We start from the raw sequence: 20,641 nt of genomic DNA, 5'->3' as shown, positions 1-20,641 counted from the left end.
AAAGCAGAAAATAGGAGGCGACTGGGCGGGACGGAAAGGTTATGCAGTATGCTATCGGATATTGCTGAAAGATGTTGGGAAACACTTAGATATTAGTGGGTTGGCTTTGGTTATGCGGGGATGGCAGATGATGCGGAATGTTATGATCTTTTGTCAGCGGGGTGAGCGGTTTTCTGCACGTTTCGCCGACGCTGATCAATCCTCCCGCTGCTTGAGGCGCCGACTCAGGGCGGGCTGGGAGATGCCGAGGATCCCCGCGGCGATGGTCTGATTCCCCTTAGTTCTCTTCAGTGCCGCAGCGATGAGGGACTCGGTGGCCACGCCGAGGGTGGGCAAGCTTTCGAGACCAGCAAAGAGCTCCTCCTCCCAGGCGGGGGGGATTTCGCACAGCTCGCTCTCCCCGATCGCCTTCTTGAAGGTTTCCATGGAGAGGATCTTGGTCTTGTGGAAGCTCACCGCGTCGTAGGCCATCGCCTTGAGTTCGCGGACGTTGCCGGGAAAGGCGTAGTTGGAGAGGAGGATTGCCAGCTCTCGAGGGGGAGTTGGCTTCTTCTTCCCTAGCGCCTCGGCGGCCTCCGCCAAAAAATGCTCGAGAAGCAGGGGGATGTCCTCCCGGCGCTTGCGCAGGGGAGGGATGTGGACGTGGTGGGAGCGCAGGCGGTAGTAGAGGTCCTTGCGAAACTGGCCGGTGGTCTGCTTGCTGGCGAGATCCTGGTGGGTCGCGATGACGAACCGGGTCCTGCTGCGTTTCGCCTTGTCGCTGCCGATCGGGAAGTATTCTCCCTCCTGCAGCAGGCGCAGCAGCTTCACCTGCGAGGCGAGGCTGAGGTCTCCGATCTCATCGAGGAAGAGGGTTCCGCCAGCGGCTTCTTCCACCAGGCCGCGGCGCACCTTGTCGGCACCAGTGAAGGCTCCGCGGAGGTGGCCGAAGAGGGTGTCGGAGAAGTGGTTGTCATCGAGACCGGCGACGTTTACCGAGACGAGGGCGCCTTCGCTGCCGGAGAGGCGGTGCACGGCTCGCGCCACGAGCTCCTTACCGACGCCGCTCTCGCCGGTGATGAGGACCGGCTGGGGGCTTCGTGCCACCGACTCGATGTACTGGAAGATCGAGCGCATCGATTTGTCGACAGTGATGATCTCGGCGAAGGCTTCGGGGTGGTCGAGTTTGTCGTAGAGGAAACGGGTGCGCATCTCCCGGTGCTCTAATTGCATCTCCTGCATACGGATGGCCCGCAGCACCCCCTGCAGCAGACGGTCCTCTTCGGTGGTCTTGACGAAATAGTCGAAGGCACCGAGCCGCATGCATTGCACCGCCGTATCGATCTGGTTCAGGCCGCTGACGATGATCACCACCACGGCGGGATGCTCCTGAACGATCTTCTGCAGCAGTTCCTCGCCGCTGACGTAGGGCATGGTCAGGTCGAGAAGGACTAGGCCGATGCCGCCGCCCCCAAGGATTTCCATGACCTGCCGGCTGTCGGAGCACTTGTGCAGATTGGTGATGCCGCCGCGTCCCTCTAGAAGCATGCCGAAGGAGCGCAGCCAGAAGGGCTCATCGTCGACGAGGAGCACGCCAAAGGCGGGAAAGAGGGTCTTCTTCATCGTTTATCCTTTGTCCTTTTCGATTGCCGGGAGGGTCAGGGTGACGGTCGATCCCATTCCCGACTCGGAGGCGAAGGCCAGTGAGCCGCCGTGGGCTTCAGCGATCCCCGCCGAGACGGAGAGGCCGAGGCCGGTCCCCCCCGACTCCCGCTTGGTGGTGAAAAAGGGGTCGGTAAGCCGCGCCAGGTTCTCCGCCGCGATCCCCGTTCCCTCGTCCTGTACGGCCAGCCTGAGCGCTCCCGCCGCTTCGTCGTGGGAGGTCCTAACGATGACCCCCCGCTCCCTGTCGGGGAGGGCCTGACAGGCGTTGAGGATGAGGTTGACCACGATCTGCTCGATGCGCTGGCTGTTCCCCTGGAAGGGGGGGAGGTTCTCGCCGTACTCGACGTGGAAATGCTCCGTGGCCGTCTTTATCGAGGTCGAAACCAGGCGCAGGGAGGTCTCGACCACCGTGTTGAGGTCGGCCCTTTCAGTCAGCTCCGAGTCCTCGCGGCGGGCGAAGTCTTTGAGATCATCGACGATCCGCTTGATACGGTTGGCTCCGCCGAGCATCTCGGAGAATATCGCCGGCATCTCTTCGCGCATGCGGGAATACTCGAGGGGCCCCATCATGAAGTCGCCGTGCCCCTCGAAGTGCTCCTCGAGGAGCGGCTCCACGTCTTCGTAGGCCTCCATGAGCCGCGGAACGCTGAGCAGGATCATGCCGTTGGGATTGTTGATCTCGTGGGCCACCCCGGAGACGAGGACGCCGAGGCAGGCCAGCTTATCCGCCTGGATCAACTGCTGCTGGCGCAACTGCAGTTCGTCCATGGCGCGCTTGCGTTCGCTGACCTCCAGGGCCAGCTCCTCGGTGCGGAGAGCCACCTCTTTCTTCAGCGTGCGCGACCAGAGGAGGGTGAGGCCGAGGCCGAGAAGCAGGGGGGCGACCACCGCCGCCCCATATTTAAAGACCGAGTGCCAGCTGATCCCCACCGGCTCCAGAACCCCCAGCCAACGGTTGTAGATCTCCTGGTAGCGGCCGGTATTTTTGAGAATCGCCAGTCCTTCGGCGAAGCGGCTCAGCAGCTCGGCCCGCCCCTTGCCGACGGCGTAGCCGTACCTCTGGGTAGTCACCGGGGCACCGACGGTCGTGATGTTGCTCAGCAACAGTTTCCTTTTCAGGTAGAGTCCCGGGAGTTTGGCCACCAGGGCGTAGTCGTTCTCTCCGGCGGAAAGAAGGCGCAAAGCGTCGGCCTGTGTCGGCACCGGCACCAGCGTGATGCCGAAATCTTCGCTCCTGAGGTAGTCATGCAGGATGCCTTCCTCCTGAACCATGACCTGTTTTCCTCGCAGCTCCTCCAGGTTGTGGACAACGGGGGCATCGGTGCGGGCGAAGATTGAGTGGTGGATGACGGTGTGGGGAGGGGTGAAATCGACTTCCTGTGCTCGCGCCGCCGAGTACGACATCCCCTGCAGGGCGTCGATCTCCCCGCGTTGTAAGGCCCGGCGCATGTCGACCCAGTCGCCGAGGCGGATCTCCACTTCCATCCCCATTACTTCAGCGATGGACCTGGTCAGGTCGACGTTATAGCCCGCTGGCTCGCTCTTTTCGTCGAGGAATTCATAGGGGGGGTAGTCGCGGTCGCCGCCGACGACGACCGGTGTCGCCGCCATGACCACAGGGGCCAAGAGCAAGAGCAGCCCAGCGAGGAGGAACCGGAAAGTTGTCGATTTGTTCATTGAGAAAAAGGGCATCCCGAACGCCTTCCTCGCTTGGTTATGCTTGCGGTAATGGCCGGAATATACACGGTATCTGCCGCCTCACCTTGAGACGCAACTATAGCATCGCGTACGGTAGTGCGCGCAACAAATTCTAACCGTCTTATTTCTTGCACGACCTTCGTTCACCGGAATACACGGGGCCTGGACAAAAGGAAAGTGAATACAGAATTGAACGACTAGCGATCAGAGTTTCTGACTTTTTTAGGATGGGAATGGAGGAGCCGTTACGAAGTCATTTTAGGGGCCGGAGGCAGAATCGAGAAGTGTAGTCTGCCGTAATCAGTTGAAGTGTAAGAGAAAGCTCTTCCGGTAAGGGTTCACAATTCGGGTATGGCACCGTCGCCGAAATCCTAATTTCACCGATTCGGTTTAAAAAAAACAGGATTTAACTTTTGCAAATGAATTTCGCATCGAACCACGCAATCCAACACGCCACGCGATCCATTCACAGAACTTATCAGTTGAGCCAGGCGACCGACATAACTGGCGAGTCCCTTCAGTTCGTTTCGCAAATGTCCTGCCGGTATGGGTTTTCACATATCCATAGGAGTTTTAATGGCGACCGGATGTCTGATAAGGCACCATTTCCTGAACAAAATATGTCTCAGCCTGCCTGTGCGGGCTGAGGCGTTACTGCATGTTGTCCGATAATGTGATCCTGCTTGACCTTAGGATAATTCGTACATGATCGGCTTTTCAAAAATTAGGGATTCACTTTTAAAAATAGATTTTCGGTCAGTTCGGCAGATTTCCAAATATAGGTACTTTTGAAGTCAGCTTGGGTTCATGGGCGAGCGGCTTATTCCCCCCCCCTTGTGTCACCATAGTTGTCGCAACAGAACCAAAAAAAAGACCCCATCCCGATGTGGTCAGGATGGGGCAAAACTGTCCAGGTGCAGACAGAGAGAGAGCGTTATTTAGGAAGAACCTGAGCCCAAGTCGGGATTTCGCCGATGACGATATCAAAAACCGGAATCACCAGCACGTAGGTAACAACAACCGCCAAAGCGATACCGATAAAGTTTAGACCGATACCACTTCTCGCCATCTGCGGGATGGAAACATAGCCGGAGCCGAAAACAATCGCATTTGGTGGCGTTGCAACCGGCAGCATGAAGGCGCAGGAGGCGGCGATTGCCGCCGGGACAACCAGCAACAGCGGGTTCTGACCGAGACCGATGGCGACCGCCGAAAGAATCGGCATAACCATCGCTGAGGTGGCCGTATTGGAGGTCAACTCGGTGAGAAAAATAATCAGCGTCGCAACAGCTAGCATCAGCACCAGAATCGGTGCATTTTCCAGCTGTCCGACCTGCGCACCAATCCATTCGGCCAGTCCGGTCTTTTTAAAGCCGGTCGCCATTGCCAGACCGCCACCGAAGAGGATCAAAACCCCCCAAGGCATCTTGCTGGCCCAGTGCCAGTCCATGACAAACTGGTTCTTTTTCATGTTGATCGGGATCAAAAACAGAACCAAGGCACCGACCATGGCAATAGCCGCATCAGTCACCAGCGTTGGGTCAGGGAACATAAAACCGAGTTGCTTACGGAAAATCCAGCCCAGCGCAGTCAAGACGAAGACCAGAGCCGTCCAGCGTTCACCGGTATTCATCGAGCCCATTTCCTTGAGCTCTTTGTTGATCAACTCACAGCCACCAGGAACCTTTTTCAGCTTCATCGGGTTGGCGATACGGGTCAGCCAGAACCAGCAGACCGGCAGCATCACCACCACCAACGGCACACCAACCTTCATCCAATCGACAAAGGTAATCTCGTAACCGTAGGTTTTCTGCAGATATCCAGCCAGCACGGTATTTGGCGGGGTGCCGATCAGGGTGGCAACCCCGCCGATGGAAGCCGCATAAGCAATACCGAGCATCAAATTTAGGCCAAAGTTAAACTTGCCTTGCGAGAAATCGATGTGTTTGTCGAGCCCTTCTTTTTTACCCTCTTCGATGACGTGGGCAATGATCGCCAGACCGATCGGCATCATCATCACCGTGGTCGCGGTATTGGAGACAAACGCTGAAAGAAAAGCGGTTGCAACCATGAAGCCGAAGATCAAACGACTGGGTGAAAAGCCGACCGCTTTGACGATGTTCATGGCAATACGACGGTGCAGTTCCCAACGTTGCATCGACAGGGCGATGATAAAGCCGCCCATAAACAGGAAGATCAAGTGACTTGCGTAAGGTGCAGTCGCAGCCTTGGTGTGCATGATCCCCATCAATGGAAACAGGGCAATCGGCAGCAAGCTGGTCGCCGGAATCGGGATTGATTCACACATCCACCAGGTGGCCATCAACAGTGCAATCGCAGCCATTTTCTGCGCTGACGGATCCATCCCGGCAGGAGTCGGAATCAACAGCATCAGCAGAAACAGGGCCGGTCCAAGAGCCAGACCGATCTTTTGCCGCTTGGTGTATTCGCGTGGATCGCCCTCGTCAATTCCGCCAGGGGTACTCTTGAGACGATTGGCATGTTCTGCCGGCGCTTCATCCATTTCATCGGCCAGGTCAACATCATGCTCGGTATGGCTTTCAACAACCAGCATGCCTTTGCGGCCCATCAACCGCTTCATACCCTTCGGTGTAAAAGCGACCGTTTCTTTGGTGTCATCATGCATCGTCCAGAGACGATTCCATAACGCTGTCATCATGATTTACTCCTATCCAGCTATCGAAAACAGAGACTGTTTAAATGATGTCTGACGATTTCAAACAACTTTTGATTATCTAGATAGGAGCAACGGCGATGCCAAAACAACAAATCGTATACAATAAAAATATATCTATTGTCATTTCAGTGGCTTACTAGATTAAACAGGTTTATATCCGGAAACGAACAATGGTACAGAAATGGTGAAAAAATACAAAAAGCCGGCCCAATCGGCTAATTTTGGCCAATCGGGTCGGCTTGAAGCAGCCAGCTTTATGCATAATGCAGCTAATCGCAGGTCAACTGATATTTTTCCAGTTTATAACGTAATGTTCCACGCGGCACATTGAGGATACGCGCAGTTTTGGCAACATTACCACCTGTCACCTTAAAAGCCTTTTCGACCAACTCCTTCTCCACCTGTCCGACCACTTCGTCAAGGACGATCCCTTCTGGTGGAATTTCGAAACTGAAAGGCACTTCACTCTGCGGTTCTTCACCCCAGATTTCACGTGGCAGGTGTTCGGCGCGAATCTGTTCAACGTTATGCATAATACAGATCCGCTCGACAATATTGCGCAGTTCGCGGACATTTCCCGGCCAGTGATAACGCATCATCAGTTCAAGCGCGTCGCGGGAGAAGCCTTTCATCGACTTGTTAAACTCCTTACGGAAGCGGACCAAAAAGGTTTCGAGCAAAACGGGAATATCTTCGCGTCGTTCACGCAAAGGCGGGATATGAATCGGGAAAACATTGAGACGATAATAGAGATCTTCGCGAAATTCTTTGCGCTCCATCACCGCCTTGAAATCAGCATTGGTGGCAGAAATGATCCGCACATTAATATCAATATTCCGGTTACCACCAAGACGACGAATTTTGCGATCTTCGAGAACTCGCAATAATTTAACTTGCAGATTCATATCCATCTCACCGATCTCATCGAGAAAGATGGTCCCACTATCCGATTCTTCGAACAGACCTATTTTGCGATTTTTGGCATCGGTAAATGCGCCCCGTTCATGACCGAACAGTTCAGATTCGAGGAGATTATAAGGTAAAGATCCGCAGTTAATGTCAACAAAAGGACGCTCCTTACGCGGCGACAGATTGTGAATTGCGTGAGCAACAAGCTCTTTGCCAGTCCCGCTCTCACCGGTGATTAACACCGTTGCCGTTTCGTGCTTGGCAACCTCGCGAATCTGGCGAAAAATCTGCAGCAACGCCGGGCTGTTGCCGACCATATTGATCCCCGTTGCATCCTTCGATAAACGCTTGACCTTGCGGCGCAGGTTCTGCGTCTCGAGGGCCAACTTAACAATCAGGTGAATGGCATCAGCCTTAAACGGTTTTTTGATGTAATCATAAGCACCAATTTTTAATGCTTCGACAGCACTTTCAACGGTTCCGTAACCGGTAATGATGATCACCAGAATATCGGGATCGACCTCTTTCATCGCCCGCAGCACATCAAGACCGCTATGGCTCCCAAGATTCAAATCAAGCAAAACCAGACTGATTTCCTCTTCGGAAACAATCCGTACAGCTTCGTCGGGCGATTCGGTAGACAGCGGCCGATAACCATCTTCGGCGAGAATTCTTTCGAGATTTTCGCGAATAAACGCTTCGTCATCAACAATAAGTATTTTTTCCATGAAGTTATCCTTTGCGAAAATCAAATCGAGCCACCGACCAAATATAGCCACATTTAAGATCACTGACAAGCAATGTGGCCATTTTCGACCAGAACCTTCAATAAAATGGATAAATCAAAAGAAAAAGCGAACAGATGTGGTGGATTTTAGCCGATAAGGTTGTTTGGTGCGTCGTGATCAAGCGGAAGGGTAATATGCACAGTCGTCCCCTGCCCCGGCTGACTCTCAACATCAATCTTGCCGCCGTGATCGGAGATAATATTGTAACTGATCGCCAAGCCAAGACCTGTGCCCTGCCCTTTACTGGTATAAAAGGGTTCAAAAATAAGCGGAATCTGTTCAGCAGGAATACCAATGCCAGTATCGATGACACTGATGCGCAATTGCCCGGCAGTCAATGCAACGGCCACGGACAACACCCCACCATCCGGCATGGCATCAAGTGAATTATTGAGCAGGTTCAGCAGAACCTGCTTGAGACGATCAGCATCCATCTGCATCTCAGGCAGTTGCGCGGCGATAGATTCCCGCAACTCCACCTTCTGCCGTTGGCACTGCTTGCGCACCAAAAACAAGGAATCCTGCAGAACCGTCCCGATATCGCCAAGCGCCAATTGCGGCGCGGGCATGGAAGAAAAACGCAACATCTCGTTAACCAGAGACTCCAAACGCTCTATTTCACCAAGCGCGCGGCGGATCAACTTTTGATCAGTCTCTTGACCCAGCAGTCGATCATGCAGTTCGTCGAGCAGCAAACTGACACCGGTCAATGGGTTGCGCACCTCATGCGCAATACCAGCCGACATCCGTCCCAGCGATGCCAACCGGTCCATACGGGCCATCTGTTGACGCATGTTGACCCGTTCGGTCAGATCTTCCACAGTCAATAACCAGCCAGCCTGCTGGCGAAAGCTCAAGGGGAATATGACCAGCCGGTAAGTCAATGGACGACCGTTTCTCTGCAGCGCCACATAGCGCCGAGACGACTCGCGACGGTCGAGTTCACCGGTATTAAACCATTCCTCTAGCACCTCGCCAAACTCCGGCCAAAGGGTTAGCAATTGTTGCCACGGACTCTTCTGCGCCGGTCTTTCGATGCCGAGGATATTACATGCCGGACCGTTAACCGAAGTCACCTGGCAATCGTGATCAAAGGTCAAAATTCCGATTTCAACGTTCTCAAAAACTGTATCCTTGAAGTTTCGTTCCCGAATGATCTCTTTGCGTGAATGGCGGAGTGCCTGCAAGGTCTTCAACAATCGCTGTCGGCGATTATTTAACTCATCGACCATGGTATTAAACGACTCGGTGAGCACCCCAACCTCGTCATTTGAACGGACATTAACCCGGGCGGACATATTGCCACGGATCATCTCGCGCGTGCCTTCCGTCAACGACAACAACGGCCGGATAATACTGTTGGACAAACTGTATGCCGCCACAATGACGAACATGACCGTCATTGAAATCACCAACCAAGACTCACTCAAGTATTTGGTGATCTCCCGGCGAATCAGCTTGGAAGTCGCGACCGCAGGCTGATGGAAATACTGAACCTCTGCACCAATGGTAATGCCGCCGAATACCTGATATTTCCCATAATCACCGCGACTGTAATGAATCGGAGCATAGGCCATTATTTTCTTCGATCCACCGATATTCGTCGTGTCGAAGATTCCGGTTTCACCACGCCGAACTGCTTCTGCCGCCCTGGGGTAGTTGGGGTGAATAAATGCTGCCTCAAAGAGATTAAACGGCAACCGTCCGAGGCGTTTATCCTCTTCCGAAGTATTTTCTGTGTAAGCGGGAACCAGCGTCCCGTCAGAGTCAAAACCACGCACATCCCAATATTTCGGATGCGCGATAGTCCAACCCTGATCATCAAACATAAATGCGTAATTACCACTGGCGTAGGACGGAAAAGCGACATAACGATCTTCGGTCGGCGAAATATGCTGAGTATACTCAATCAGGTGGCGATGATCGAGAGAGAGGACCACCACTCCTTTGAATTGATTCTCGCGCCAGATCGGGGTCGCAAACCTGACGACGCCACGATAAGGCACCCCTTGCGACAGATCGGTTCGACTGACATACCAACCGTTCAAGTGCGAGACCCAGACCCCTGCCGCTGGTAACCGGGCTGCCTGTTGAAAATAATCCTCATTTCTGTAGGTGGTCGCGCGCGGGTCAGCAACATTTCTCAACTCGCTGGAGGGCCGACCATCAACAATCCTGATCCGCTCTTGCCCGCTTGCATCGATATAGGTCAGTTCACTATACAGCAGTGCCTTTTCGCGCACCTCCAGCGGCTGTTCTTTACTGCCACCTTGATACCAAAGCATCCGTTGATGGCTTGTACTGAAAGCGAGATACGAATTTTCCATCGCTGGCAGCAAAGCCAAATCCTGCAAATCCCCTTCAACCTCTTGAAGAAAAGCACTGACTTGACCGGCCACCATTTCAGCGCGTAGTTCAAGCGCCTTAGCAGCTTGGGTATCGAGCGCTTCGGTGGTGCGCTGACGGAGCAGATCCTCGACCAGGCGTAAACTGTGATGGGAATTGATCAGTAATAAAACCAGAGGGAGCAGGGAGAGCAACAGAAAAGCGCCGAGCACTTTTGTATGTAAATTGACACGAAACATGGAGCAGATTATAGCCGAATTCAGTTACTGAGCATAGCAATCAACAATTAGAAGCATAAAAAAGGAGTCCCACAAATGGAACCCCTAGAAAATAACAACCGACAAACTACGCAGCCGGCCTATAGTTCACATCAAACCTACTTATTACGCGACACCACATAGTCAGCCAGAGTGTAGAGTGCGCGCCGGGCCTCGCAGTCGGGGAACAGCTCGAGCTGACGCTTGGCCAGTTCAATCCGATCAGCCGCCCTTTTCCGGGTGTAAGCAATACCGCCATGACGATCGATCAGTTCGCAAGTGTAATTCAGGTCCTCGTCACTTAATTCCTCGGCATCAATAATCCGGGCAATCTCTTCTTTTTCCGCGGCCGATGCCCTGGAATAGGCACAGATCAAAGGCAGGGTCATCTTTCCTTCGAACAGGTCATGACCACGCTCTTTGCCGAAATCGGCTACATCGGCAACGTAGTCAAGCGCATCATCCATCAACTGGAAGGCGATTCCGATCTCCAGGCCAAATTCCCGCAGAGCCAGCTCACGAGCTTCATCGGTGTCGGCAAGAACCCCACCGACCTGACAGGCAGCGGCAATCAGAATCGCGGTTTTATCACGCACAACCTGCAGGTAACGTTGCTCATCGACTTCAAGGTCACAGGTGTTGATCAATTGAAGGATCTCACCCTCGGCTAACTGGGTCGTGGTATCGGAAAGTATTTTCAGAATTTTCAGACTGCCACTATCGACCATCACCGAAAATGACTTGGCAAACAGGTAATCCCCGACCAATACCGAGGCCTGATTTCCCCAGACCGAATTGGCCGAACGGTTACCGCGCCGCAAATCTGCACTATCGACAACGTCGTCATGTAGCAAGGTTGCCGTATGGATAAATTCAACGACGCTGGCTAAGGATACGTGTTTTTCACCCTGGTAGTTGCAAAGGCGAGCAGAAAGCAGCAGCAACATCGGGCGGATACGCTTACCGCCGCTGGAAAGGATGTATTCTCCAACCTGACTGACCAACTGCACGTCGGAGGTCAGATTATGTTTAATGTGTCCTTCGACCGCATCCATTTCATTTTTGAGCAGAGCAGTAACTGTATCCATAACAAGCTGAATTCCTTGAACTTCGAATGACATTGAGACAGAGCCAGGCACGGCTACCGAAAGTAACCCTTACAGACCCGGCAAGTATTATCCCTCACAATCGGACCATTGTAGAAACGACACCTATTGATGTCAAAACCTTTTTCAAGACAAGGGATAAAACTTGCGACTTAGCGATCTCGAAGCGGCAAAGAGACAACCAGCAACGCGCCATCATGCGGAGAAGGTGCTGCGGAGATTTCACCACCATGCTCCTCAATCAGTTTACGGCAGATTGACAATCCCAGGCCGGTCCCGTCGCTCCCTCCCTTGGTGGTAAAAAATGGCTCAAAAAACTTTTCCAAATCGGTATCAGCAAAACCAGGGCCGCTGTCATGAATTTCGACAATCACGTGCGTCTGCGACGCAAGCAGCTCTATCCAGATCTCACCGCAACCCTTTAACGCTTGCGCGGCGTTTAGCAACAGGTTAACCAACACCTGCCTGATCCTGTCACCATCGGCCCAAACACTCGGCAAATCGTCGCTGTCAGGCAAATGAATATTGATTTGGCGAAACAACTTCTGTGGCCGTAACGATTCAGCCGTTTCTGCCACCAGCGCCTTCAAATCGACCGGTTCTCGTCGCGGAATACCGATTTTTGCCAGCCCCAATAATCCGCCAGTGATTTTTTTGCAACGATGACATTCATCAATAATCGCCCGCAGATCATCTTTGCGCTGATCGTCCCCAGGGCAATCCTCCAATAGCAGCTCCGCATAACCAAGAATAATGCCGACCGGGTTGTCGATCTCGTGAGAGACTCCGGCAGCGATTTGCCCAACGGCTGCCAACCGCTCAGTCCGAATCAGACGTTCATGAACCTGCAAGAGTTCCGAATTGGCGTTTTGCAATTGCACATTCTTCGATTGTAATTCTGACTGATTCTGCGCCAGACTCGACGCCATTTCATTGAATGCCGTCGCCAACAGCGCTAACTCGTCACGCCCAGTGGAGGGGATAGTGGTTTGCAACTGCCCACTGGAAATAGCCCGCACCCCTGCGGTTAATTGCTGGATCGGCCGGGTTACCCGGCGCGTCACCAAGGCGACCAAAAACAGAGCACTCGCCGCAGCGATCAAAGCAATAAACAAAAAGGTGCGACGCATCTCATGGAGCTGACGGTCGACAGTTTGAAATGAAAACAGGTAGCGAACGTTGAGGACTTTTCCACCAGAGGGACCAAAAGCCGGCGCAACAACTTCGAGCAACCGCCTGTTATCTGCCAACTCCAGCGTTCGTGAGACGGGATCAAGCACCGACATCAACCAGGCCTGATCTACGGGCAGCAGGGGAAGCTGCTCGCCATTGAAGGGTGGTGGATCAAAAAGAACCCGCCCAGTCGGAGAATAAATGATGAACTTGATCAGATCGGGATTGAAACTCAGCAAGCCCTTTAATTGTTCTCGATGGGCTGGACCCGCAGCCTGACTGAAGTTGCCGCGAAAATGCTTTAATAATTCCGGGGTAGCAAAACGGGCAAAGGCAAGTTGTTGGACATTGAGAGACTCTTGCCACTGCCGCGCCTGATTGCGTTCAAGCACAGCAAAAGCCGCCAAAAGCACAACCAGAAGCAAGACACTGGTATATATAAATAGTTTCCTACCTAGTGTAATCCGCATAATCACCTGAAATTATAGAAGAATAGTTATCATATGAGGAGCAAAGCAAAGCTGTCAAGAAAACTGCGGCAACTTTTTTGTTTTGACTTTTCAGGCGTTGCCCCATAATCTCTAACCGCTTTTGTCATATATCTAAATGGTGTTTGACATTTTTCTCATATCCCATAAACTTACTCTGTTAATTTGGTCCCATTTGTAAATTCTCAACAGGAGGTTGCATGGAAAAACCATCCTACAATATCGACATTGTCAGGAGCTTCGTCAACTGGAGTATCGTCTGGGGCGTGGTGGCCATTTTAGTCGGAGTGATTGCCTCCTTGCAAATGGTTAACCCGGACCTCAACTTCCCTCCCTACCTGACGTTTGGTCGACTACGCCCGATTCACACCAATGCCGGCATCTACGGTTGGGGGATCGGCACCACCTTTGCCATGTTCATTTATATTGCCCAGCGGCTCTGCAAAACCCCGCTCTGGAGCCCTGGACTGGCAAAATTTCAACTCTGGTTTTTCAATGCGACCATCATCGCCTCGGCAATAACCCTGTTGCTCGGCTATACCACCTCTAAGGAATACCACGAAATGGAATGGCCGATCGATGTGATGATCGTCATTCTCTGGGTCGTCTTTGCCGTCAACATCATCATGACCATCATCAAGCGCAAAGAGGAGCAGATGTATATCTCCCTCTGGTACATGATGGCGGCGATCATCGGTGTGGCGATTCTGTTTCTGGTCAACTCGGCGGCTTTTCCGGTTTCATTGTTCAAATCCTATTCGGCCTACGCCGGAACCAATGATGCCAACGTCCACTGGTGGTTCGGGCATAATGCCGTTGCCATGGCGTTGACTGCGCCACCGTTGGCAATGTTCTACTATGTTCTGCCAAAATCGACCGGTGTACCGATCTACAGCCACCGTTTGTCGATCATCTCCTTCTGGTCGTTGATCTTTATGTACCTCTGGACCGGCGCTCACCACCTGCTCTGGACTCCGGTCCCCGATTGGGTGCAGACCCTGGCGATGGCCTTTTCGGTGATGCTGATTGCCCCCTCCTGGGGATCGGTCATCAACGGCTACCTGTCGATGAACGGCCAGTGGCAGCAGATGCGGGAAAACTATCTGGTCAAGTTTCTGATTATCGGTATCACCTTCTACGGTCTGCAGACCTTGCAGGGTCCGATGCAGGCGATCCGAACTTTTTCAGCCTTCATCCACTATACCGACTGGATTCCCGCGCACATTCACATGGGCACCATGGGCTGGGTCTCGATGATCAGCTTTGCCAGCATCTACTATCTGGTGCCTCGCATTTACGGTAAGCAACTGTTCAGCGTTCCGCTGGCCAACCTGCATTTCTGGTTGATTCTGATCGGTCAATTGATCTGGTCGATCAGTCTCTGGGTTGCCGGCGTCTTGCAGGCCGGCATGTGGAATGCGATGAATTCAGATGGTAGCTTGACCTACACCTTCATGGAAACCATGGTCGAAATGTACCCCTACTGGTGGGCCCGCGCTGGCGGCGGAATTATCTACTTTGTCGGTGTGCTGATTTTCATCTACAACCTCTACATGACCACGCGGCAAGGCGAAGCATCTTCACCGGCGATTGCCAAAGCGGAAGGGAGGGCCTGATTATGTGGGAAAAAAAACCTGTCCTTCTCATGGTTCTGGCAACCTGCGCGATTCTGGTCGGCACCATCGTCACCATGATCCTGCCGTTTGCCTGGGTCAATACCGAGGCAGATCGTATCGAAGGGGTGGTTCCCTACACCCCGCTGCAGCAGGAAGGCCGTGACGTTTACATCCGCGAAGGCTGCAACAACTGTCATTCGCAGACGGTCCGCCCGCTGGTCGCCGAGGTGTTGCGCTACGGTGAATATTCCAAATCGGGCGAGTTCGTCTATGATCGCCCCTTCCTCTGGGGTTCCAAACGGACTGGCCCCGACCTGGCGCGCCTCGGTGGAAAATACCCGGATGCCTGGCATTACAAGCATATGGATTCGCCGCGCTCAATGGTTCCGCGCACCAACATGCCGGACTATAAATGGCTGCGCGAGTACTCTCTCGATCCCAACATGATCCGCCGCAAAATGGAAGTTCTTGATTTCCCTTACACTGAAGAACAAATCAGTGCGCTGGCAAGTAAAAACGAGATGGACGCCATCGTTGCCTATATGCAGAAACTCGGCAGCGATATCCCTTGGCGACAGACGGTTAAAACCGAGATCGTTGGTGAATTGATCAACCCCTACAGCGATACAGAGCATAGTGCCATGGAATCCTGGGAAGGCATTTATCAGAGCAACTGCGCCGCCTGTCACGGCGGTCATCTCGAAGGGGAAATTGGTCCCGAACTGGTCGGAGCAAACTACGCGGATGCGGAGCTGTTTGAAATCATTTACAATGGCATCCCGGATGGCGGCATGCCGTCATTCTCAGCCCTTGGGACAGATAAGGTCTGGAAACTGACCAACTTTATTAGGGACTATAACCTCGGTGAGGATCATAACTAATGGATTTAGGATCACTCCTTTATCTGGGCGTCACCTTCGGTCTGTTCGTGATTTTCGCGCTGATTGTATTTCGGACCTATCGGCGCAAAAACAAAGACCAAGGCGAAGCCCCAAAATACAACATGCTTGATGATGATTAATTTGTAACGCTCGCAGCAAACCGGCCGTTACACTTAAAAGGATATTGATATGAGCAATTCTGATCAGTCGCATGAAGATCATGCCGATGGAATCGTTGAAGCAGGCAAGAAGGCACCAGTCTATTTTTATCTGCTGTTTTTCGGGTTGATTGCCTGGGGGGTGATCTTCATGGCCTATTATCTGTTCAGCGGCTGGAGTTCCAGCGGTGAATTTGATGAAAAAATGACGGCACACACCTCGGCCTACAATCAATCGGCCCCATCCGCCGAGGCGACAATTGCAGACCAATCGGCAGCAAGCAGCATTGACGCAGCAGAGCTGTTCGCATCCTACTGCGCTGGCTGTCACGGCGCTGACGGCAAAGGTGGATTCGGCAGCGACTTAAGTCGTGGCAGCTATATCTACGGAAAAGATACCGCTGCGGTTAAAACGAGTATCGCAAATGGTCGCGGTGGCAAGATGCCTCCTTTTGGTGGCCAACTAAAGGACGCAGAAGTAGACGCCCTGGTTGAATTCTCCAAAAACCTCTAATCCTTAAAGCTTGCCGGGGCGGTTCCTCGCCCCGGCAAAACCTTGGCTATGTCACAAACATCCTGTGTTGATAAACTCCCCGGGCCACTCAGCCCCTGGCGGCGCAAATTTCAATGGGTCATCTCGTTACTGATTCTGCTGCTGCCTTGGCTGCAACCGGGTGGCAACAGTCTGCTGCGCATTGACGTCCCCAGCTTAAGCCTGTATCTGTTCGGGCAAGTGTTGCGGATAGAAGAGCTATTTCTTTTTTTACTGTTCTGCCTCGTTTTCGGTATCGGGTTCCTGCTTATCACCTTGATTTCCGGTCGCGTCTGGTGTGGCTGGGCTTGCCCACAAACGACACTCAACGACCTTGCAGAATGGTTTGCCAAACGACTAAAATTAAACGTCCGCAAAAATCGCCTCCAGGGTGCTAGCTGGCGCAAAGTTGTTGTTCAGGGATTCTATTTTCTGCTGGCAACGCTGGTTTCCGCCAATCTGCTCTGGTATTTCATCGAACCACAACGCTTTTTCCGCAGCATCTACTATGGCCAGCTCCACTATTCGATCTGGCTGACATTTATCAGCATTGCTCTGATTATCTACCTTGACCTGGCTCTGATCCGACGCTTGATGTGCAAAGAGTTCTGCCCCTACGGACGCATCCAAACGGCACTGGTCGACCCCGCAACTCTCACCCTGCAGATGCCGGAGAGCGAAAAGGAGCGCTGCATCAAGTGCAACTCCTGCGTGCGCTGCTGTCCGATGGGAATTGACATCCGTCAGGGCTACCAGGTCGAATGTATCAACTGCGGACGCTGCCTCGATGCGTGTCGACAGATCATGCAAAAGCGCCAGCAAACGGGACTGATCTCTTACACCTTCGGTGTCGATAAGTTGAGCCCTGCGGCGCTATTTAATCCGCGAACGATCCTTTTGAGTCTGATCCTGGTCATCCTGATGGCGATTCTTGCGTTTTCCATTTTCAATCGTGTTGAAGCGTCACTCAAAATATCAGTTTCGCACAGCGTCGCAAGTCGCCTGCTCAAAGATGGGCGGCAGGCAACCTTCTTTAATGGCTGGATTAACAATCGCAGTACGAAAAGCGAAATCTACTACCTGCAAGCCAAGACGAAATCAGGTGCCCCACTGACGATCAAGGGGCAGACGCAACAGCTTAGGCTTTCTGCGGGACAAAATCGTAAAATTGATTACGTGTTGATCTCCGCCACTGACGAGCAAGCATTCATGATAGACTTCGTACTATTCAATAATGAAAATCGACAACTGGCGGTCAGTGAAGCGCAGATATCGCCGTTGAGCAAATAAATCCGGGACCCTAAATGCCTAATAATTTCTACCCGTTTTTCATTCTATCTCTACTTGGAGCTTTTCTGCTCTTTTCGACCTGGTCGGCCTTTCAGGCCTCAACTCCGGGGACCGAAGTCACTGACCGTGACTACTACAGCAAGGGCCTGAAATACAACAACACGCTGGTCGAAAAACGAGCGGCCAGTGTCCTCGGCTGGAAGGTCGCTACGACGCTGGCTGAGAAACAATTACAGATCAGCTTGATGGACGGCAACTCCGCTCCGGTCAGTGGAGCTAGAGGGCTGTTAACTTTCTACACTCAGGCAGAGAGCAACCAATTAGCGCTACCACTCGTTGAAAACTCACCGGGAAGTTATCACATTCAACTGCCGGCAACACTCACTGGTGAAATTACTGTGCGCGTTGATTTTGAGCGCGAAGGTGCCAGAATTTCACGCCAGTTATTACTCAATATCTGATGACAGAATCGACCCCGCCACCACTGAAATGTATCCACTGCAAAGAGATATTTCTGCCTGCGGATCTCGTTTCTACTGAAATTGATGGCCAAACCCTCAACTTCTGCTGTCACGGTTGTAGTAGTGCCTATCAGATTATCAATGGTGCCGGCCTCAGCAGTTACTATCGCCGCCAGGATCGGCAAACGGTTGCCAACAAAGAAGCCATTCAAACCAAATACGACCCCGAATATCTGGCCCGGTTCGTCAGTCATGCAAACGACATAGACAGAATCAGTTTGATCATTGACGGTATCCGCTGTGCGAGTTGCATCTGGGTCATCGAACGAATTCTGCAAAAACAGCCGGGGGTTCACTCTGCCCGGGTCAATTTTGCCACCCACCGGATTCTGATCGATTTTGACCAGGCACAGATTTCTCCCGCGCTCATCTGCACGCAACTGGCGCAAATCGGTTATATCCCCCGCCCCTACTCTCCCGACGAATTACAGCAGTCGGCCGATCGCGAACAACGCAGCCTGATGTTCCGTTTCGGCACCGCGGTATTCCTGTCGATGCAACTGATGGGTTTTTCTATCGCTCTTTATGCGGGTTATTTCCAGGGCATCAACCCGCAAACCCGTGACTTGCTGCAGATATTGGCGGCGCTGGTCACCACCCCGGTGATTTTCTATTCCGGCTACCCGTTTCTGCGCGGCGCCTGGTACAGCCTGCTTAATCGTCAGCCGAACATGGACCTGCTGATCGCCCTCGGCTCCCTCTCCGCCTACAGTTACAGCCTCTACGCTTTGACCATTGGCGGCGAGATTTACTTCGATACCGCGGCAATGATCATCACCCTGATTCTGGCCGGCCGCCTGTTCGAAAGCAGTGCCCGGCGAAAAGCCTCAGCCAGTGTCGACCGACTGCTAAAACTTGCTCCGGCCAAAGCCAGCCGTTGGCAAGACGAAGAGTGGATCAGCGTCGATAGTCAACAACTACAACCGGGCGATCGCATCCAGGTTGTCGCCGGTGAACGCCTGCCGGCCGATGGCATTATCCGCAGCGGAGCGACAGAAATTGACGAGGCCGCCGTCACCGGCGAACCGCTACCGGTGGTGCGTGAAATTGGCTCAAACGTCACCTCTGGCACCCTGAATCTGACCGGACGGATTGAAGTTGAAATTACTGCCGCAGCCGCTGATTCTTTTATCTCCAGAGTGGCCGGCATGGTCGAGCAGGCCCAGGCCAGAAAAGCTCCGGTGCAGCGACTTGCCGATCGCATTGCGACGATCTTTATCCCCATTGTCCTGCTGATTGCGGCAGTAACCTTCTTCTTCTGGGGCGGAGGGGAAAACGGCCTGTTGTACGCCATCACTGTCCTGGTGGTTGCCTGCCCATGCGCGTTGGGGTTAGCGACACCAACGGCTGTCATGGTGGCGACCGGACGCGCTGCCGAAGAGGGAATTCTCTACCGAGGTGGCGATGTTCTCGAGGCGACAGCCGATATCAAACTGATTGCCTTTGACAAAACCGGAACCCTGACAACCGGCAAGCCTCAAGTCGCAAAGATACAACCAATTTCAATAACAGAAACGCAGCTGCTGCAACTGCTCGCCAATACCGAAGCCGGGAGTCAGCACCCCTTAGCCAAAGGGATTCTAGAGCGAGCCAGAGAACAGAACCTGACAACCTCCCCGCAAAACAGCTCACAAACGGTCCCCGGACGGGGGATTAAAAGCTCCGGAAGGGACGGAGAAATTCTCGCTGGCAGCCAGCTGTTTCTCCAGGAGCAGGGCATCGAGTTTGCCACCACAAACAATAATTCATCAAACAGCGAAGTCCACTTGGCGCAAAATGGCGAATACCGGGGTTGGATCGAATTAAGCGATCAAGCCCAGGAGGATGCAGCGACACTGATCAGTACCCTGAAACAGGCGGGTTATCAGACCCTACTGCTAACAGGAGACCGCACCGATGCGGCCGCTGCCCTTAGCGCCCAACTTAACCTGGACAATTACCACGCACAGTTGACCCCGGCAGACAAAGCGCAATTGATCGAGCAGTGGCCTGATTCGCGGGTGATGATGGTCGGCGACGGGATCAATGACGCGCCAGCCTTGAGCGCAGCGCGGATTGGTTGCACCCTGGCTGGCAGTACAGACATCGCCGTGGAAAGCGCTGACCTAATCCTGACCCGGCCGAAACTGAGCAACCTGTTGACCGCCCTGAACCTGTCGCGCTGCAGCATGAAAATTATTCGGCAGAATTTACTCTGGGCTTTCAGCTATAATTTAATCGCCTTGCCACTGGCGGCCAGTGGGCATTTAGCACCCGTCTACGGCGCAGCGGCGATGGCGATCAGTTCTATTTGCGTGGTCACCAACTCCCTGCGACTGAAAAGGATTGCCTTAACCAATGCTTAAATCGATCCTGATCCTGATTTTCCTCTCCTTCTGCATCGGTACCGGCGTCTGGCTGTTTTTTATGTCGGCGGTCAAGCGGGGCGATTTCGATGATATCGAAGGAGCCAAATACCGTATGCTTGACGATGATGATGATGAGTCTGATGACGATTTTCCAGGCGGGACTCGACGGTGAAAAAAAGACCTCTAGG

General features: G+C 53.0%; 15 protein-coding genes. 8 read left to right on the top strand and 7 right to left on the bottom strand.

Translation table 11 applies throughout. From position 1 onward, the window contains the following. Positions 1–195: 195 nt before the first annotated feature. The 7 genes from ACZ5PT_RS13520 to ACZ5PT_RS13490 all read right to left on the bottom strand — a co-directional run bounded on the left by ACZ5PT_RS13520 (position 196) and on the right by ACZ5PT_RS13490 (position 13,011). Positions 196–1,602, bottom strand: a complete 1,407-nt coding sequence (locus ACZ5PT_RS13520) for a sigma-54-dependent transcriptional regulator (protein ID WP_464263560.1) — start codon at positions 1,600–1,602, stop codon at positions 196–198. Positions 1,603–1,605: 3 nt separating this feature from the next. Further along, a complete protein-coding gene (locus ACZ5PT_RS13515) occupies positions 1,606–3,321 on the bottom strand; it encodes a transporter substrate-binding domain-containing protein (protein ID WP_464263559.1) in 1,716 nt (571 codons plus the stop codon). Between the two features lie 955 nt (positions 3,322–4,276). Further along, positions 4,277–6,022: an SLC13 family permease gene (locus ACZ5PT_RS13510; protein WP_464263558.1), complete on the bottom strand. Its 1,746-nt coding sequence runs from the start codon at positions 6,020–6,022 to the stop codon at positions 4,277–4,279. Positions 6,023–6,309: 287 nt separating this feature from the next. Then, positions 6,310–7,677 carry a sigma-54-dependent transcriptional regulator gene (locus tag ACZ5PT_RS13505; RefSeq protein ID WP_464263557.1) on the bottom strand — a complete coding sequence of 456 codons (1,368 nt, stop codon included), beginning with the start codon at positions 7,675–7,677 and terminating at the stop codon, positions 6,310–6,312. A gap of 146 nt (positions 7,678–7,823) precedes the next feature. Then, positions 7,824–10,322 (bottom strand): ATP-binding protein, encoded by a 2,499-nt coding sequence (locus tag ACZ5PT_RS13500; RefSeq protein WP_464263556.1) that lies wholly within the window; start codon positions 10,320–10,322, stop codon positions 7,824–7,826. Positions 10,323–10,459: 137 nt separating this feature from the next. Continuing rightward, positions 10,460–11,428, bottom strand: coding sequence for a polyprenyl synthetase family protein (locus tag ACZ5PT_RS13495; protein ID WP_464263555.1), 969 nt, complete (start codon positions 11,426–11,428; stop codon positions 10,460–10,462). Between the two features lie 170 nt (positions 11,429–11,598). Continuing rightward, a complete protein-coding gene (locus ACZ5PT_RS13490) occupies positions 11,599–13,011 on the bottom strand; it encodes a sensor histidine kinase (RefSeq protein ID WP_464263554.1) in 1,413 nt (470 codons plus the stop codon). A gap of 296 nt (positions 13,012–13,307) precedes the next feature. On the opposite strand from ACZ5PT_RS13490, the gene ACZ5PT_RS13485 reads away from it, so the two are divergent. The 8 genes from ACZ5PT_RS13485 to ccoS are packed head-to-tail and all read left to right on the top strand — an operon-like array spanning position 13,308 to position 20,625. Next, positions 13,308–14,723 (top strand): cbb3-type cytochrome c oxidase subunit I, encoded by a 1,416-nt coding sequence (locus tag ACZ5PT_RS13485; protein ID WP_464263553.1) that lies wholly within the window; start codon positions 13,308–13,310, stop codon positions 14,721–14,723. Between the two features lie 2 nt (positions 14,724–14,725). Then, complete coding sequence (ccoO, locus tag ACZ5PT_RS13480) at positions 14,726–15,604, top strand: cytochrome-c oxidase, cbb3-type subunit II (protein WP_464263552.1); 879 nt, start codon at positions 14,726–14,728, stop codon at positions 15,602–15,604. Further along, positions 15,604–15,744 (top strand): CcoQ/FixQ family Cbb3-type cytochrome c oxidase assembly chaperone, encoded by a 141-nt coding sequence (locus ACZ5PT_RS13475; RefSeq protein WP_464263551.1) that lies wholly within the window; start codon positions 15,604–15,606, stop codon positions 15,742–15,744. Before ccoO ends, ACZ5PT_RS13475 begins: the two co-directional genes overlap by 1 nt. A 49-nt stretch (positions 15,745–15,793) precedes the next feature. After that, positions 15,794–16,276, top strand: a complete 483-nt coding sequence (locus ACZ5PT_RS13470) for a c-type cytochrome (protein ID WP_464263550.1) — start codon at positions 15,794–15,796, stop codon at positions 16,274–16,276. Between the two features lie 48 nt (positions 16,277–16,324). Next, positions 16,325–17,584, top strand: coding sequence for a 4Fe-4S dicluster domain-containing protein (locus ACZ5PT_RS13465; RefSeq protein WP_464263549.1), 1,260 nt, complete (start codon positions 16,325–16,327; stop codon positions 17,582–17,584). Positions 17,585–17,598: 14 nt separating this feature from the next. Further along, positions 17,599–18,045 carry a FixH family protein gene (locus tag ACZ5PT_RS13460; protein WP_464263548.1) on the top strand — a complete coding sequence of 149 codons (447 nt, stop codon included), beginning with the start codon at positions 17,599–17,601 and terminating at the stop codon, positions 18,043–18,045. Then, on the top strand, positions 18,045–20,450 hold the full coding sequence (locus tag ACZ5PT_RS13455; RefSeq protein WP_464263547.1) for a heavy metal translocating P-type ATPase: 2,406 nt from the start codon (positions 18,045–18,047) through the stop codon (positions 20,448–20,450). The genes ACZ5PT_RS13460 and ACZ5PT_RS13455 overlap by 1 nt, the downstream gene beginning before the upstream one ends. Then, entirely contained in the window at positions 20,443–20,625 is a 183-nt protein-coding gene (gene ccoS, locus ACZ5PT_RS13450; RefSeq protein ID WP_464263546.1) for a cbb3-type cytochrome oxidase assembly protein CcoS, read from the top strand. The genes ACZ5PT_RS13455 and ccoS overlap by 8 nt, the downstream gene beginning before the upstream one ends. Positions 20,626–20,641 lie beyond the last annotated feature (16 nt).

The sequence above is a fragment of the Desulfuromusa ferrireducens genome, assembly GCF_055389805.1.
The sequence above is the reverse complement of the archived record's forward strand: the minus strand, read 5'-3'. Positions and strand labels throughout refer to the sequence as shown.